Source organism: Comamonas sp. CMM02 (assembly GCF_014851485.1).
Taxonomy (GTDB): domain Bacteria; phylum Pseudomonadota; class Gammaproteobacteria; order Burkholderiales; family Burkholderiaceae_C; genus Comamonas; species Comamonas avium.
Map to the genome: position 1 here is coordinate 279,212 of NZ_JACUZW010000003.1, position 16,358 is coordinate 295,569.

A 16,358-nucleotide genomic window follows, 5' to 3' on the forward strand; every position below is an offset into this window, starting at 1 on the left:
TTTCTGAAAAGCGTGGGCAGTATTTTTTATTCAGATATCCAGAGTTCGCAGCATGTCCAATCTGTCATCCATCATCAAATCCATCCAAGACACCATGCGCCAGGACAGCGGGGTGGATGGAGATGCCCAGCGGCTGTCCCAACTGACCTGGCTGCTGTTCTTGAAGGTGTTTGATGCCCTGGAAGAAGAGCTGGAGTTCACCAAAGACAACTACCACAGCCCCATCCCCGAAGCACTGCGCTGGCGCAACTGGGCGGCTGACGAAGAAGGCATGACGGGCGAGGCCTTGCTGGACTTTGTGGACAACCAGCTCATCCCCACGCTCGCCAGTCTGCCCGGCAGCATCGAACAAAACCCGCGTGCCTATGTGCTGCGCAGCGTGTTCGATGACACCTACAACTACATGAAAAGCGGCCACCTGCTGCGCCAGGTCATCAACAAGCTGGCCGTCATCGACTTCAACCGCCAGGCCGAGCGCCACCAGTTCAACGACCTGTACGAAAAGCTGCTCAAAGACCTGCAGGCCGCAGGCAACGCGGGCGAGTTCTACACGCCCCGCGCCGTCACCCAGTTCATGACCGATATCGTCAACCCCCAGCTGGGCGAAACCGTCATGGACCCCGCCACCGGCACCGGCGGCTTTCTGGTCTGCGCCATCGAGCATTTGCGCCAGCAAGCCCAGACACCCGAGCAGCAAGCCCTGCTGCAAACAGCCGTGCGCGGCGTCGAAAAAAAGCCGCTGCCCCACAGCCTGTGCGTCACCAACCTGATGTTGCACGGCATTGAAGTGCCCAGCCAGATCAAGAATGACAACACCTTGAGCCGCCCGCTGCGCGACTACGGCCGGGCCGATCAGGTGGACGTCATCCTCACCAACCCGCCCTTTGGCGGCACCGAGGAGCCGGGCATTGAAGACGGCTTTCCCGCCGACCTGCGCAGCCGCGAAACGGCTGATTTGTTCATGATTCTCATCATGAAGCTGCTCAAAGACGGTGGCCGCGCCGCCGTGGTGCTGCCCGACGGCTTTTTGTTTGGCGAAGGCAGCAAAAGCCGTATCAAGGAAAAGCTGCTCACCGAGTGCAATCTGCACACCATCGTGCGGCTGCCCAATGGCGTGTTCAACCCCTACACCGGCATCAAGACCAATATCCTGTTTTTCACCAAGGGCCAGCCCACCCAAGACGTCTGGTACTACGAGCACCCATACCCCGTGGGCGTGAAAAACTACAACAAAACCAAGCCCATCCGCATCCAAGAGTTTGATGCCGAGAAAGCCTGGTGGGGCAGCGCTGCAGACGGCTACGCCAGCCGCGAAGGCAACGAGCAGGCATGGAAGGTGAGCATCGACACCTTGCGCGCCGCCAACTGGAACCTGGACCAGAAAAACCCCCATGTGGGCGAACAAGTCAGCCATGACCCGGACGAACTGCTGGCGCAATACACCCAGTTGCAGGCCGATGCGCAGGCACTGCGCAACCAGTTGCGAGCCATGCTGGCTCAGTCTTTGGGCGGTAGTGTGGCTACTGCCGGATCTAAGAATTAATAGCTGCTAACGCTTGATAGATAAGGATTACAAGGTCAAACCATGCTGAACACCAGTAATGACCAGCGCAAGCTGCTACCAAATTTTGATCAACTCTTTACCTCTACTGCCCGGGCCCCCGGCGGCGTGGCCCGCCTGCGAGAGCTGATCTTGACACTGGCGGTGCAAGGCAAGCTGGTGCCGCAGGATGCGAATGATGAACCTGCGAGTGAGTTGCTGAAAAAGATTCGGGCGGAAAAGGATCGGTTAATTGCAGAGGGGAAAATCAAGAAAGACAAGCCACTGACTGTGCTTGGTGATGAGGAAAAGCCGTTTGACTTGCCTGCGGGGTGGGAATGGGTAGGTTTCAGAGATATTGGTGATTGGGCAATAGGTTCTGGATTTCCTAAAAATATTCAAGGGAACAATAATCTCCCTTATCCATTTATAAAAGTTAGCGATATGAATTTGGAAGGAAATGAAAAATTCATAATTAATGCAAATAATTATGTTTCTGATGAAGATATTAAGAATTTTAAAATAAACATACACAAGCCAGGTACAGTTATTTTCCCGAAAATTGGAGGGGCAATAGCAACCAATAAGAGAAGAATTCTTTCAAATAAAACAGCAATTGATAATAATTGTCTTGGCATTACTCCAAATTCATCATTTGAATCTGAGTATCTTTATTTATTTCTTTGCTCAATAGACTTTACGAAATATCAGGTTGGAACTTCCGTTCCTGCATTAAGTCAGGGGACTTTGGAAAAAATACTATTTGGCCTTCCCCCCCTCGCCGAACAATCCCGCATCGTCACCCGCGTCGAAGAACTGATGGGCCTGTGTGATGCGCTGGAGGAAAAGGGCCGGCTGGAACACGCGCAGCACCAGCAGCTACTGCAAGCCATGCTGGATAGCCTCACCAAAACCCAAAGCGCGCAAGAACTGGCACGCCACTGGCAGCGCCTGGCGCAGCACTTTGACCTGCTCATCGACCGCCCCGAAGCCGTGGACGCGCTGGAGCAAACCATCCTCCAACTGGCGGTGCGAGGCTTGCTGGTGGCGCAGGATGCGAATGATGAACCTGCGAGTGAGTTGTTGAAAAAAATTCGCTCGGAAAAGGATCGGTTGATTGCAGAGGGGGAAATCAAGAGAGAGAAGCCGTTGCCTTCTATCAGCGATGAGAAAAAACCTTTTTGCGTGCCCAGTAGCTGGAAATGGGTTCATTTGCAGGATATTTGCACTCAAATAACCGATGGGACGCATCAAACTCCTGCATATACGGAATTAGGTCGACCATTCTTATCTGCTAAAAACATTAAGCCATTTAGATTCAGTCCTTATCCCCATCGAACTGTTTCAGAGGAGCATTTCCATGCTTTGCGTAAGGGGCGAGTTCCTGAATTTGGAGATATTTTAATGACACGCGTAGGGGCAATGATTGGTGAAGCGGCTGAGATAGATATTGATATTGAATTCGCTTTCTATGTCAGTCTTTCCTTGCTTAAGCTGCCTAAATCTTTTGTTTTTTCAAAATTTTTGGTGATGTGGCTAAATTCCCCTTATGGCACTTCAAATTCGATTGAGAAAACGCTTGGGCGAGGGGTATCTGCGGGTAATTTAAATCTTTCATTTATTCGCTCATTTGCTATACCCTTCCCCCCTCTCGCCGAACAATCTCGCATCGTCGCCCGCGTCACTGAATTGCGTGCCTTGTGCCAGCAGTTGCGCGACAAGCTGACCCAAGCGCGCAGTACCCAAACCCAGTTGGCGCAGACATGGGTAGAGCAGGCTGCGGCCTGAACGCGGTCTAGGGGGCACGGCGGGTGGGGAGCCCATCGTGAATGCGTTTAAGCGCAGGCCGGTGCTGGCTTGGGCTGCTTGTGTGTAAAAGATCTGATGTCTTTGTCTGTTGAAGTGGTAGAGCCTGCGCAGGCTGGAGGAGCACCTGCGTTTTCGCAATTTAGAAGAAAGAGCCACGATGGGAAGCATGAATGAGGGAGCAGGCATGGCAGCGATGCAGCCATTGCCTGAGGAAAAATCGTCACCGGCTAGCGCCGCGGTCTGCACGCTGCGAAATTGGCTGGGCGACCTGTCGCTGAATATTCCGCATTACCAGCGACCCTACAAATGGGGCTTGGCGCAGGTGCAGCAGTTGCTGCGTGATATTGAGCTGCAGGCTCAGACGACCGCACAGGACCAAGGGGCCAGCAGCTATCGCATGGGCACAGTGGTAGTGCATGTGGAGCAGGCTGAGGACCGCGAGGCGCAACCGCAGCGTGTGCTGCACCATATCGTGGACGGGCAGCAGCGCACGGTGACCTTGCTGCTGGTGCTGCATGCTTTGCGTGCAGAGGCCAAGTTGGTGCCAGAGGGGCAGCGCCCATCCTGGCAGCAGGAACTGCTGACGCTGAAGCTGTTTGAGCCCCAGTTTCCCAGCCCCTTGTCGCACCAGTTGGTGCAGGCCAACTACCAAGCGGTTGCTCGCCATATTCGGCAGGCGCAGTGGGGGCAGATGCAGGCTTCGTTCTTGCTGGAGCGCTGCGAGGTGGTGCGCGTGCAGTTGCACAGCCTGACGGAGGCATTTCAGTTTTTCGACGCACAGAATGGTCGTGGCAAGGCGCTGTGTGTGCATGACTTGCTCAAAGCTTTTCACCTGCGGGCGTTGCGCCCGGCCGAACTGGCGCTGCAGGGGCAGGCTGTGCAGGCTTGGGAGAAGTGTTCGCAAGACGATCTTGAGCGGCTGTTTGCGCGCTTTTTGTTTCAGACCCGCCAGCGCAGCCGGGGGCGGGACGCGGAGTTTTTTGGCAAGCGGCATGTGGGCGTGTTCAAAGGCATCAGTCTGGAGAGCCATGCCGCTGCGCCCATGAGCCGTACCTGGCGCATGCTGGACGATGCTGTGCATTTGCTGGAGAGCCATACGGGCACGCGCGGTCGGGTCTGGCCTTGTCAGCTGGACGCACCAGTGGTCAATGGCTTGCGCTTTTTTGACTGGGTGCAGCATTACTGGGGCATGGGCTTTCACCTCAAGCAGGAAAAGGACCAGTTGCCGCCGTGGGCGCAAAAGCTCCAGCAGCCGCTGGCTGGGGAAGCCCATGAAATTTTGCTGACGCTGGGTCGCTATGCGGGGCGCGAGCGCAAGGGCGACTCGCATGTGCGGGCGGTGTTTGATGCCTTGCTGATGTATTACCTGGACAAGTTTGGCGAGCAAGGCTTGTCGCAGGCCGTGGAACTGGCCTTTGTCTGGGCTTATGCGCGCTTGCTGAACCGGCGGGTGATGGTGGGCAGCATGGACAAGTTTGTGAACGAAAGCGGGGTCAACCCGTTTGCGGTACTACGCGATGCAGTGACGTCGCAGGACTTTTTAGGCATGGCGTTGCCGGCTGCTTTTTACGGCAATAGCTACCAGGGCGGCGAGCAGTCGCGCCCCAAGGGCCTGGCGACATTGGAAGGCTGGATGCGCAAGCTGGGTTACTGGCAGCAGATCACCCAACAAGATGCCCAGAAGCAGGGCGCGGGAGAGAGTGCATGAGCGACAAGCAGAAGCCACAGCTGCTGACGGTGCAGCGGGTGTTGAGTGATGGGATTTATTCCATCCCGGTGTACCAGCGCAATTACGCTTGGGGCGTGAGAGAAATTGGCCAGCTGATTGCCGATGTACGTGACTATGCCCAGCGCAATGCACAGAGTCAGGCGCATGACTACTACATAGGCACTTTGGTGGTGTATGAGCGATACACAGAGCAGAAGGCCTATTGGGAGGTGGTGGATGGCCAGCAGCGGCTGACGACGCTGAGTTTGCTGGTGTCCGTACTGCGCGCATTGCACCCGGAGCTGGCTGTCTCGATGCAGCGTATGCCATTGCAGTTTGAGTCGCGTGCGGCTTCCAGTCACGCGCTGCAGGCGGTGTTTTCTCAGCCTTTGCACGCTGCTGCTTTGGTGTGGGAGGATGCGACAAAAGACAGTCCCGATGACGCCAGCGGCGCCAGCAGCATCTGGCAGGGGCGTGCAATCATCGAAAGCTTGCTGCGCGAAATACCAAGAGCTGAACGTAAGGCGTTCGCCACTTTCTTGATGGAGCAAGTGCGACTGTTGCGGGTGGAGCTGCCGCCCCGTACCGATTTGAACCATTACTTTGAGGTAATGAATAACCGGGGGGAGCAACTGGCTAAGCACGAGGTGCTGAAAGCGCGCTTGCTGGGGACGCTGCAGCGGCAAGGCCATCAGGCCGCGATGAAGGTGTTGCATGCGGTGTGGGATGCCAGCGCAGTGATGGATAGGTCGGTGCAGTCTGGGTTTGTGCCAGCTATGCGCAAGAGTTTGTTTGCTGCAGATGGCAGGCTGCTGCTTGTGAAAACCCCGCAGGAGTTGCTGAGGTGCTTTGAGGGGAGTGATGACAAGGCCGTAGTGCCCAAGTCGTTATCGCAGCTGATAGCGGCAGGTTCTTCTGCAGCGGGTGTAAGGCATCAAACCGACAAGCTTTTAGCGGCAGAGGAGGAAGATGACGAAAGCAAGGCTCAGTTTGGAGCGGTGATTAACTTCCCGAACTTCTTGCTGCAGGTATTAGCCATGATGCCGGGGGATGCGTTGGCCAATACCCCCTTGGACGACAAGCATCTGCTGACGGCGTTTGAACCATTGCTGCGCGGCGATGTAGAGCAGATTCAGGAGTTTGCGTACAGGCTGCTGCGCTGCCGGTTTTTGCTGGACCAGCATGTCATCAAGAGCAGTGTGGAGAGCCAGAGCGATGACGAGCATTGGCAACTGCAGCGCTGCAAGTTCAGAAACGACAAAGCTGTGTTGCAGTGGGTCAATGCCTTTGAAGTCACTGAGCAGGACTACGGAGAGCGCCTGCGCATGTTGCAGGCCGCACTGCATGTGTCGTACATGCTGCCCACGCGCAAGCACTGGCTGCAAGGCGTGCTGCGCTGGCTGTTTCGGCAGGATGTGACCCAGGCGATTGAAGCGCAAGCATTTTTGCTGGCGCTGGAGGAGTTGACTAAGGCCTTTGTGTTGGAGGAGGGGAGCAGTGCGACTTATGAGGAAATAGTGCGCCGTGAGGATGGTTTTTTTGTTCCGCCACAGCCTGACGCTGGCTTGATGAAGACTTTGCCTAAAAAACTGGTGTATGGGCAAGCGCGCCTGATCGACTTCAATTTTCTGGATTACTTGCTGTGGTTGCAGGCCAACGGTAAGAACGAAACCAATGCAACGGAATGGCGTGAATTTGAATTCACGAGTACCCGCCGCTCTGTCGAGCACTTGCACCCGCAGACTGAGCTGTTTTCCGGCAATGCATGGGCAGACGAGGATCTGCACGCTTTCGGCAACTTGTGCCTTGTCAGCCATGCGATGAACTCACGCTTGAGCAATTCCGGGCCGGAAGACAAGTTCAAGCAGTTGATGAGCGAAAAGAAGAGTCAGAGCCTGAAGGTGCTTGCCATGCACTCTGCGTTTGTGCAACAAGGGAAGTGGGCCGCCGAGGTGGCTATGCATCAGCACGCAGAGAAAATGCTCGTGCTGATGCAGCGCGTTTTTGAGTCTGATGACTTGATCGACCTGTGCATCGCTCAGACCAAGCATCAGGAAAGTGTGCTGTGACGCAACACTTGGAGCAGTTGATGCAGCTTTTCTAAGAGGAGCCTGGGGCGCTCTGTGTGAGCTGGATACAGCGGCGACTGCCCAAAGCCTGCAGTTTGCGCGATGAAGCACTGGACGCGGTTCTGGTCATGCTTGTGTATCGCGAAACGACAGATGGCTCAAAAGAGTTTGCCTATGTGCAGCCAGGACACGCGCCGCAGATGACGCTTGCTGCTCCCTGAGTTTGAGATCCGTGTGCGGGGCACACTTGATCGGCAAATGCTGGATTGAGGTGGCAGTACGTGGCTTGTCAATCGGTGGCACGGATCCAGTGTCCGTGCGCTGTTTGGGCTGTGTGACTGGTGCAGACCAGAGCCAGCCGTCTAAAAAATCGTCTTACATTCGCCCTTACGTCGTCGGAAAAAACAAAGCCTCGATATGTTTTTCATAGCGAGGCTTCTTTATTTCAATGGTGCCGGAGACATGAATCGAACACGCGACCTTCTCATTACGAATGAGCTGCTCTACCGACTGAGCTACACCGGCAACCTGCAAAAATTATAGTTACTTTTGATCAGCTTCGAGGTGGTAACGGGTAACGCGTTCCACTTCATTTTTGGAGCCAAGCACTACGCTGACACGCTGGTGCAGTTCGGTGGGCTGAATGTCAAGGATGCGTTCGCGGCAATTGGTAGCAGCGCCGCCAGCTTGTTCAATCAGCCAGCTCATGGGGTTGGCTTCATACATCAGGCGCAGCTTGCCGGATTTGTGGGGTTCGCGCTTGTCCCATGGGTACATAAAGACGCCACCACGGCACAAAATGCGGTGTACGTCAGCCACCATGGCAGCCACCCAGCGCATGTTGAAGTTTTTGCCACGCGGGCCGTCTTCGCCTGCCAGGCATTCATCGATATAGCGCTTCATCGGCTCGTCCCAATGGCGCATGTTGGACATGTTGATGGCGAACTCTTTGGTGTCTTCTGGGATCTTGACGTTTTCTTCGATCAAGATGAAAGAGCCTTGCTCACGGTCGAGCGTGAACATGGCCACGCCATCACCCACGGTGAGTACCAGCGTGGTCTGGGGGCCGTAGATGCAATAACCCGCAGCAACTTGCTGGGTGCCAGGCTGCATGAAGTCGCTGTCGTGCACACCGGGGTGGCTGTCGTGCTTTTTCAGAACGCTGAAGATGGTGCCAATTGACATGTTGATGTCGATGTTGGACGAGCCGTCCAGAGGGTCGAACATCAGCAGGTATTCACCTTGGGGGTAGCGGTTGGGCACCACGTAGATGCCTTCCATTTCTTCTGATGCCATGGCGGCCAGGTGGCCACCCCATTCGTTGGCTTCAATCAGCGTTTCGTTGGCAATGATGTCCAGTTTTTTCTGAACTTCGCCTTGCACATTTTCACTGCCGGCAGTGCCCATGACTTCGCCCAGTTCGCCTTTGTTGACGGCAAAGCTGATGCGTTTGCAGGCACGGGCAACGACTTCCAGCAGCAAGCGAAGCTGTGGAGGTATGCGCCCATCAACGCGTTGCTGTTCAACCAGATAGCGGGTGAGGCTGACACGACGTGTCATAAGGATTCTCCTTGTGGGGCAGCAATTAGGAGGCTGCCTGATATTTGAAATTGATAGCTGCTATCGCTTTTTTTCCAAGCGATAGCAGTGGATTTATGCTAAATCTTTACCCAGCGCACGTGTCACCACTTCGCGCACGTCGTTGCTCAAATCGGGTTTGGCTGCAACGCGGGCAATGGCTTCGCGGGCTGCCGTGCGATAGGGCTCAGCCAGCTTGCGCCAGCGGTCCAGCCCACGGGCCAGGCGGGCAGCGACCTGCGGGTTGATGGCATCGAGCTCCAGTACGCGGTCACTCCAAAAGACATAGCCTGCAGCGTCTGCGCGGTGGAATGCTCCGGGATTGGCGCTGCAGTAGCTGAAGATCAGGCTGCGGGCACGGTTGGGGTTCTTCAGGCTGAAGTCTGGGTGCTTGAGCAGTTGCTTGACCGCAGGCAGCACATTGCCGCCACAGTCACAAGCGCCAGCTTGCAGGCTGAACCATTTGTCGATGACCAGGGGCTCATTCCTGAACAGTGCGTGAAAGCGCTCCAGCGCGGGTTGGGCCAAAGTGGCTCCGCTGTAGACCAAGGCTGACAGGGCGTTGAAGCGGTCCGTCATGTTGCCTGCATCTTTAAAGCGCTGGTATGTCTTGCCGGGCCAGAGTGTGTCAGAAGAATCACGTGCAGCCAGACACAGCATGAGCAGCGCGCTGCCAGTGAGCGAGCGACGCCCTGCAGATACGGGGTCTGGGCGGTATGCGCCGGTGTCGCTGTGTGCATCAAATGCCCACGCCCAGTCCGCCTGCAGTGCCACAGCCAGTTGCTGGCGCATGGATTCGCGCACAGCGTGAATGCGCTGAGGGTCTACCACCTCGAGCTGCTCGGCCATGTAGCTTTCAGATGGCAGTGTCAGAACCAGATCTTTGTAGGCGGCATCCAGAGTCGGGTGGCGCAGCACATCGCGCAAGGCGCTGATGAAGGCTGCGGGCATGACATCAGATGCGACTTCACCTTGCGTGCGGATGGCTTGGAGTGCATAGCGCAGTGCCAGACGCTGGCCTGCTTCCCAGCGGTTGAAGGCGTCGGTGTCGTGAGCCAGCTGCGTGAGCAACTCTGCATCACTAAAGTCATATTCCAGCACCGCAGGTGCACTGAAGCCGCGCAGCAGCGAAGGCACAGGCGCTTGTGCCACATTGGTAAACACCCAGGTTTGTTCTGCTTGTGTCAGCACCAAGGTGTGGCTCGATGAGGTGCTGGCCTCTCCTTGCAACTGCAGGGGCAGAGCAGCGCCATCTTGCCCCAGCAAACCCATTTCAACCGGAATCACAAAAGGCAGCTTCTCGGGCTGGTCTGCCGTTGCAGCGCAGCTTTGCGAGAGTGTCAGTGTGTATGTGCGCGCCGTGGGATCGTACTGGCCGCTGGCCTTGACCAAAGGGGTGCCAGATTGGCTGTACCAGCGCTTGAATTGTTGCAGGTGCTGCGTCAGTGGGCTGGCAGGGTTGGCGTCTGCCATGGCCTGCACGAAATCATCACATGTCACTGCACTGCCATCGTGGCGGTCAAAGTACAGTTTCATGCCTTCGGCAAAACCGTCACGGCCGACCAGGTTGTGCTGCATGCGCACAACCTCAGAGCCTTTTTCGTAAATCGTAACGGTGTAGAAGTTATTGATTTCGATATAGCTGTCCGGGCGTACGGGGTGCGCCATGGGGCCTGCATCTTCCGGGAACTGCACCGTGCGCAGTACGCGTACATCTTCAATGCGCTTGACCGCACGGGCCGAAGGTGTGCCGGCCATGTCCATGCTGAATTCCTGGTCACGGAAAACAGTCAGGCCTTCTTTCAAGCTTAGCTGGAACCAGTCGCGGCAGGTAATGCGGTTACCTGTCCAGTTGTGGAAATACTCGTGGCCCACCACGCTTTCGACATTGGCAAAGTCAACATCGGTTGCGGTGGACTGACTGGCCAAGACGTACTTGGTATTGAAGATATTGAGGCCCTTGTTTTCCATCGCGCCCATGTTGAAGTCGCTGGTGGCGACGATCATGAAACGGTCCAGATCCAGGCTGAGGCCAAAGCGTGCCTCATCCCATGCGACAGAGTGCATGAGCGAGTTCATCGCATGTTCGGTTTTTTCCAGATCGCCGGGGCGTACATACACCTGCAGCAAGTGATCGCGGCCAGCGCGACTCTTGATTTTTTGCTCACGAGCAACGAGCTTGCCTGCAACCAGTGCAAACAGGTAGCAAGGCTTTTTATGAGGGTCAACCCACTTGGCAAAGTGTCGGCCATCATCCAGATCGCCTTCGTCCACCAGATTGCCGTTGGACAGCAGCACCGGGTAGTCATTTTTACTGGCACGCAATGTCACGGTGTACATGGCCATGACATCGGGGCGGTCCAGGAAGTAGGTAATACGGCGGAAGCCTTCCGCTTCACACTGTGTAAAGAACGTACCTTCGCTCACATACAAGCCCATGAGCTTGGTGTTCTGGATGGGAGAGCAGGTGGTGAAAATTTCCAGATCAAGGGGTTCATGCCCCTCGGGGAGGTTTTCCAAAACCAGCTGGTTGCCATCCATCTTGAACGAGCTGCCACCGCCGTTGACCATCACGCGGGCCAGATTGAGCTCATCGCCATCCAGACGCAGTGCTTGCGCAGGTACGTCAGGGTTGCGACGGATGCGCATCTTGTTGAGAACGCGGGTTTTGGCCGGGTCGAGGTCGAATGCCAGGTCGACAGTTTCAATCCACCAAGCGGGGGCTTGATAGTCAGCCCGTTGAATGGCTGTGGCTTGTCCTTCACGCAGCATGAGTGCTTCCCTTAAACGCCTTGCTTGAGCGAGGCTTCGATGAACACGTCCAGATCGCCGTCCAGCACCTTTTGGGTGGCCGAGACTTCAACGTTGGTGCGCAGGTCCTTGATGCGGCTGTTATCCAGCACATAGGAGCGAATTTGATGACCCCAGCCCACATCGGTCTTGGTGTCTTCCAGTTTTTGCTGCTCTTCCTGGCGCTTGCGCATTTCGTAGTCATACAGGCGCGAACGCAGGCGCTGCCAGGCAACGTCGCGGTTGCTGTGTTGCGAGCGGCCATCCTGGCACTGCACCACAATGCCTGTAGGCATGTGGGTCAGCCGCACGGCGGAGTCTGTCTTGTTGATGTGCTGACCACCCGCACCTGAAGCGCGGTAAGTGTCGGTGCGTACATCAGCAGGGTTGATGTTGATCTCGATCGAGTCATCAATTTCTGGGTAGACAAACAGTGACGAGAAGCTGGTGTGGCGCCCGCCCGAAGAGTCGAAAGGTGACTTGCGTACCAAGCGGTGGACACCAGTTTCAGTGCGCAGCAAACCAAATGCGTATTCGCCTTCAACCCTGATGGTCGCGCTTTTGATGCCAGCGACATCGCCTGGCGTTTCTTCTTCTACCGTTGCCTTGAAGCCTTTGCGCTCTGCATACTTGAGGTACTGGCGCAGCAGCATGCTGGCCCAGTCGCACGCTTCAGTGCCACCAGCGCCCGCCTGAATATCAATAAAGCAGTTCAGTGGGTCAGCCTCATGGCTGAACATGCGGCGGAATTCCAGCTCTTCGATCAGTGGCCGAAGTTTGGCGGTTTCGCCTTCAATGGTCTCCAGGCCCGCATCATCACCTTCTTCTTTGCTCATTTCAAAGAGTTCGGTGTTGTCTGCCAGTTCGGTGGTGAGCTTTTGCAGTGTCAGTACAACGCTGTTGAGTGACTTTTGTTCTTTGCCCAGTTCTTGGGCTTTTTTAGGGTCATTCCAAACCGCAGGGTCTTCTAGCGATGCGTTGACTGTGCGCAGGCGTTCAAACTTTGCATCGTAGTCAAAGATACCTCCGTAGCTCTTCGGTCCGGGTGGACAGATCAGCGAGGGTGGCTTCGATTTGATTAACGCGTTCGGCTTCCATGTGTATTCCTTGTTTGTCGTTGTGCCTGACAGTGTTGCGAAGTCTCAAATGGAGCCTGCACAAAAACTGCGGTAAACGGTGATTTTCGCATGTACAGGGAGGCTATGCCCCAATAAGGCAGATGTAGGCAGCCTCCAGCACTGCCCTGTGCACCTGCAAAGCCAGTAATGCTGAATGTCTGACGTGGCGAACAGGCAATTTTTTTGTGATCGCAGTGCTACAAAAAAACGCCACACCTGTAGCAGGTAGTGGCGTTGGCGAGGCTCCTGTCGAGCTTGTTGGTGCTTATTGCCCTTTGTCCCGTGGCGGAGAAGCAGGCAGATCTCGCTCATCCATGGTGAAGAAGTCTATTTCTTCATCAATCGATGAAGAGTCAGTGGCAGGCGTTGGGGGAGCCTCAGTTTTTGAGGTGTCCCAATCCAAGGAGAGATCATCCACCAGCACTTCGCTGGGCGCAAAATGCGCCGGGCTCTGGAAGGGGGAGTCGTTTTGCAGGCTGGATGCGGGCAGCGGGGCATGCATTGGCGTTGCAGTCAGCATGTCCAGGTGCGCCTCGTGCAGGGGCAGCGGCGCGCTTGCCAGCGTTACTGTGGGCCCAGGGCTGTTCGAAGATTGCATGGCTGGCGCTGGGGGGCTGTCAAAGGCAAGTTCTGGCAATGGAACTTCCAGCGGCGTCATGCGAACACGCCCCGGCAGTTGACCCCGGCTTGATGCAGGCGTTGTCTGCGCCACGTTGTAAAGCATGAGCAAATCATCAAACGCAGCAAGGTCGAAGCGAGTATTGGTTTCTGTATGGTTTGCCGCTGGGCGGCGAACAATCAGGTCGCGCATCAAACCTTGCACTTCATCGGTGGGCCACAAGGCTTCAATCTGGCCGAGAACTTCGGGGTAAGCGCTGAGATCTCGTCCTTTGCGCGAAAAGCCCAAGAAGTTAGGCACCTGGACATTGAAGTGTGCTTCGAATTTTTCGCGTACCTCTTCAAAAGCCTCTGTGCGGCTGAGGCGGTAGAGCAATTGCAGCAGCTCTATGTAAGCCAGGGGGGCTGAGGCCGCATGTTCGGCAATGTGTGCTTGCAGTATCTGAATGGCCTGGTCGTTTTCTCCGATCGAGGCGTAAAACTCAGCCTGTTCTTGAACATCAAACAATGCCTGTGCTGTCAGAACTTCGGCGATGGAGGGTAACGGTGGTGCTTGCTCGGTGGCAGGAGGGGGCGAAGCGGGTTGCTCAAACGCGGCATAAAAATCTGCCTCTTCAAGGTCTGGCAGTGCTGGTGCAGGCTGCGTATCTGTGCCAGAAGTGCGAGTGTCTGCGGGGCCGGCTTCTACGGCAGAAAAGGCACTTGCCGGTGGGGTGCTCTGGCGCTCGGCCTCGTGCAATGCCGGTACGGACGCGGTAGGGCGTGTGTCAACGGAGGCAGCGTGCAAGGAGTCTTCGACCGCCAATACGGTGTTGGCCCAACTGCTTTGTGCCGTTTGACGCTCTTTTTTAATGCGTTGCAGTAACCACGCGATGGTGGCAAGCGCAAGTGCCAGCAGCCCCAGCAGGATATGGACCCACAAGGGTAGATCCGGGTTTTGCGCCTGGACTAGCTGGCTTTGCAGGTTGGCAGTTGCTGCACGGTTGCTGGTCAGTTGCGATTGCATGGAGAGCAGCTGCTTTTCCAGTGCTTCTAGGCGTGTTTGGTTGGCATCCAGAATGGCCTGCGTTTGCGTGTCGATCTCTGCGCTGGTGAAAGACTGCGCTTCACCCTGGTTCGGTGGCGTGCTTTCTGGCGGAGTGTCCAATCCGTCCAGTGGCTCAATGCGCAGGCGTGATTTTTCTGCGCTTGCAGGCGCGGTAGCAGGCTCTTGGGTACTTTCTTTGGGAGCCACTGGCTCGGCAATCACTGTTTGAGCAGCGGCAGCGGCGGCTGGGGCCAATGGCTGCGCCAGAGCTGCTGTGGGATTGACGGCTTTTTTTGCCACACGAGGTGCTTTGTTTGCTGCCGCTGTGTTTTTGACCGCAGCAGGGCGTACGGCTGTAACTGCAGTTGCCGCTGGAGGGCTGACTTGAATGGTGCTCAGGTCAATAGGCTCGACAGAGGCTGCTAGAGATTTTGGGGGATCTGCAAAGAAGGTGTAGCTGCGAGAAACAGCGTTCACGCAGCCGGCGCGCAGTTTCAGCGTGATCAAAGGTTCGTACACCGGTGCGGTGGAGCGTACACGCACAGACTTGTCTTGGGCGGTCACCAAGACTTGACTACCGGTCAATGCCGCATTTCCCATCCAGATTTCGGCGGTGATGCAACTGCTGTCGGCAGTTTGCCCGGCATCTGGTTGAATCGGGAACACCAAGTCAATCGGTGAGCCAAGCTGCACTTGCCCTTGTGTATTACCTAAAGACAGGGCGCTCACATGCGATGCGGCAGCGACGCTGCCAGCGAGGATGAGAAAGTCGCGAATTTTCACAATAATTTCTTTACTGCCAAAGTGTTTGGGCCAAGGCACTGTTTAGCTCAAATAGTTCTGGTTCAACTGTGGGTGAACCTTTTTCACACTGCGGAGAATGTGCCGAATTGTCAGACTTGTGTCTTTGTTTTCTTGCAAGCACATGGCAAAAAACATGTCTGTTGTCGTAGAGGGACTAAATGTCAACCATTCATAACCACGCAAGACGGTATATGGAGTGCATGGAAATCTAGCTATTCAAACGCTGAAGCTGCTCGGCCAGTGATTGGATCGACTGTGGTGCACAGCCCTCGGCATCATTGCTGATCGTGACAAACGCAGTCTGACCTGCTTGGGTTATCCCGCGGATAGTGGACGCTAATACCGATCGCGTATGCGGGTCAGGTGTACGAAGCTCATTGAATGGCTGGTGTTTTTCCTGTGCAGCTGCGTAGCCAAAAGGACCAAAACAGTGGTTGAGGTTCCAGCGACAAACGAAAGGTGAGGGCCACAGTTTGCGCAGGATTGGCAGTTGTTGCTCAATGGGGGGCATTTTTCCGTGCAACCCCAGGCACATGGTGGCGTTGTGTGCTTTGAGCACTTGGGCAAAGCCATCTTCAAGCAAGAGGGGGTCTCGCACCTCCACCGCCACGATCACATGGGGCGCATGTTGCAAAGCCTGGCGTGTGGCGGCCAGAACCAGACCCAACTGGTCAAAAAGCTGCTGGCTCTTGCACAGCAAATCCCAGGGCAAGGGGCTGAGCTGGTATACAAGGACGCCCAGTTTGTCACCTAAGCCTTGCAAGGCGGGGGTGACAAATTGCTCGACTGCCAAAGAGGCATTTAAAAAAGCGCGATTGCGTTGCTGGCCTTTGCCCTCTTCGGAGCGAACCATGGCATCGGTGACTACGTTGGGGCACTTCACAACAAAGCGAAAGTCTGGCGGAACTTGGGCCGCCATTTTTGCGTACTGCTCCACGCTCAACGGGCGCCAGAAAGAGCGGTCTACACATACGGTGCGCATGAGCGGGTGCTGGCTCAGTGCGGTCAAGCCTGTGCGCGATAGGACGGAAGCGTCGTAGGCGCCATCCCAGACCAGGCCTTCCCAGCCGGGATAAGACCAGGTGGAAACACCCATGCGCAGTGGCAGGGGTAGAGATTGGGCCAAAACACGTAGCGTCTCGGTTGCTGGAGCCGGGAGTACGCCCTTGGCCTTTCGGGGCGGCGCAGAAGATGGCTGCGGTAACGCAGCATCTGTGCCAAACAGATCGTCTTGCATATCAAAGAATAATTTGAACGATTTTGCAGTTCAATGCAGGTATGGCTACCGCTTCTTGCT

The 16,358-nt window shown here is 55.8% G+C and carries 9 protein-coding genes and 1 tRNA gene; 4 read left to right on the plus strand and 6 right to left on the minus strand.

All coding sequences use genetic code 11. The features are described from left to right. Nucleotides 1-52 precede the first annotated feature (52 nt). The 4 genes from IB213_RS10790 (at nt 53) to IB213_RS10805 (ending at nt 7,126) form a co-directional block, all read left to right on the plus strand. A complete protein-coding gene (locus IB213_RS10790) occupies nt 53-1,543 on the plus strand; it encodes a class I SAM-dependent DNA methyltransferase (RefSeq protein ID WP_192406453.1) in 1,491 nt (496 codons plus the stop codon). A gap of 42 nt (nt 1,544-1,585) precedes the next feature. Beyond that, a complete protein-coding gene (locus IB213_RS10795; protein ID WP_192406455.1) occupies nt 1,586-3,328 on the plus strand; it encodes a restriction endonuclease subunit S in 1,743 nt (580 codons plus the stop codon). Nucleotides 3,329-3,506: 178 nt separating this feature from the next. Beyond that, nucleotides 3,507-5,057, plus strand: coding sequence for a DUF262 domain-containing protein (locus tag IB213_RS10800; protein WP_192406457.1), 1,551 nt, complete (start codon nt 3,507-3,509; stop codon nt 5,055-5,057). Continuing rightward, nucleotides 5,054-7,126 (plus strand): DUF262 domain-containing protein, encoded by a 2,073-nt coding sequence (locus tag IB213_RS10805; RefSeq protein ID WP_192406460.1) that lies wholly within the window; start codon nt 5,054-5,056, stop codon nt 7,124-7,126. The genes IB213_RS10800 and IB213_RS10805 overlap by 4 nt, the downstream gene beginning before the upstream one ends. Before the next feature lie 449 nt (nt 7,127-7,575). Here IB213_RS10805 and IB213_RS10810 read toward each other — a convergent pair. From IB213_RS10810 to IB213_RS10835, 6 genes are all read right to left on the minus strand, one after another. Then, nucleotides 7,576-7,651, minus strand: a tRNA-Thr gene (locus IB213_RS10810). Between the two features lie 18 nt (nt 7,652-7,669). Next, nucleotides 7,670-8,686 carry a class 1 fructose-bisphosphatase gene (locus IB213_RS10815; RefSeq protein ID WP_191724484.1) on the minus strand — a complete coding sequence of 339 codons (1,017 nt, stop codon included), beginning with the start codon at nt 8,684-8,686 and terminating at the stop codon, nt 7,670-7,672. Between the two features lie 93 nt (nt 8,687-8,779). Next, nucleotides 8,780-11,476 (minus strand): aminopeptidase N, encoded by a 2,697-nt coding sequence (gene pepN, locus IB213_RS10820; RefSeq protein ID WP_192406462.1) that lies wholly within the window; start codon nt 11,474-11,476, stop codon nt 8,780-8,782. Between the two features lie 11 nt (nt 11,477-11,487). Continuing rightward, a protein-coding gene (gene prfB / locus IB213_RS10825) for a peptide chain release factor 2 (protein WP_191724486.1) occupies nt 11,488-12,592 on the minus strand; the annotation gives its coding sequence in 2 pieces (ribosomal slippage) (nt 11,488-12,510 and nt 12,512-12,592; 1,104 coding nt in all). Nucleotides 12,593-12,877: 285 nt separating this feature from the next. Further along, nucleotides 12,878-15,040, minus strand: a complete 2,163-nt coding sequence (locus IB213_RS10830) for a FimV family protein (RefSeq protein ID WP_192406464.1) — start codon at nt 15,038-15,040, stop codon at nt 12,878-12,880. A 229-nt stretch (nt 15,041-15,269) separates the two neighbouring features. Next, a complete protein-coding gene (locus tag IB213_RS10835) occupies nt 15,270-16,298 on the minus strand; it encodes a DUF72 domain-containing protein (protein WP_192406466.1) in 1,029 nt (342 codons plus the stop codon). Nucleotides 16,299-16,358: the final 60 nt, after the last annotated feature.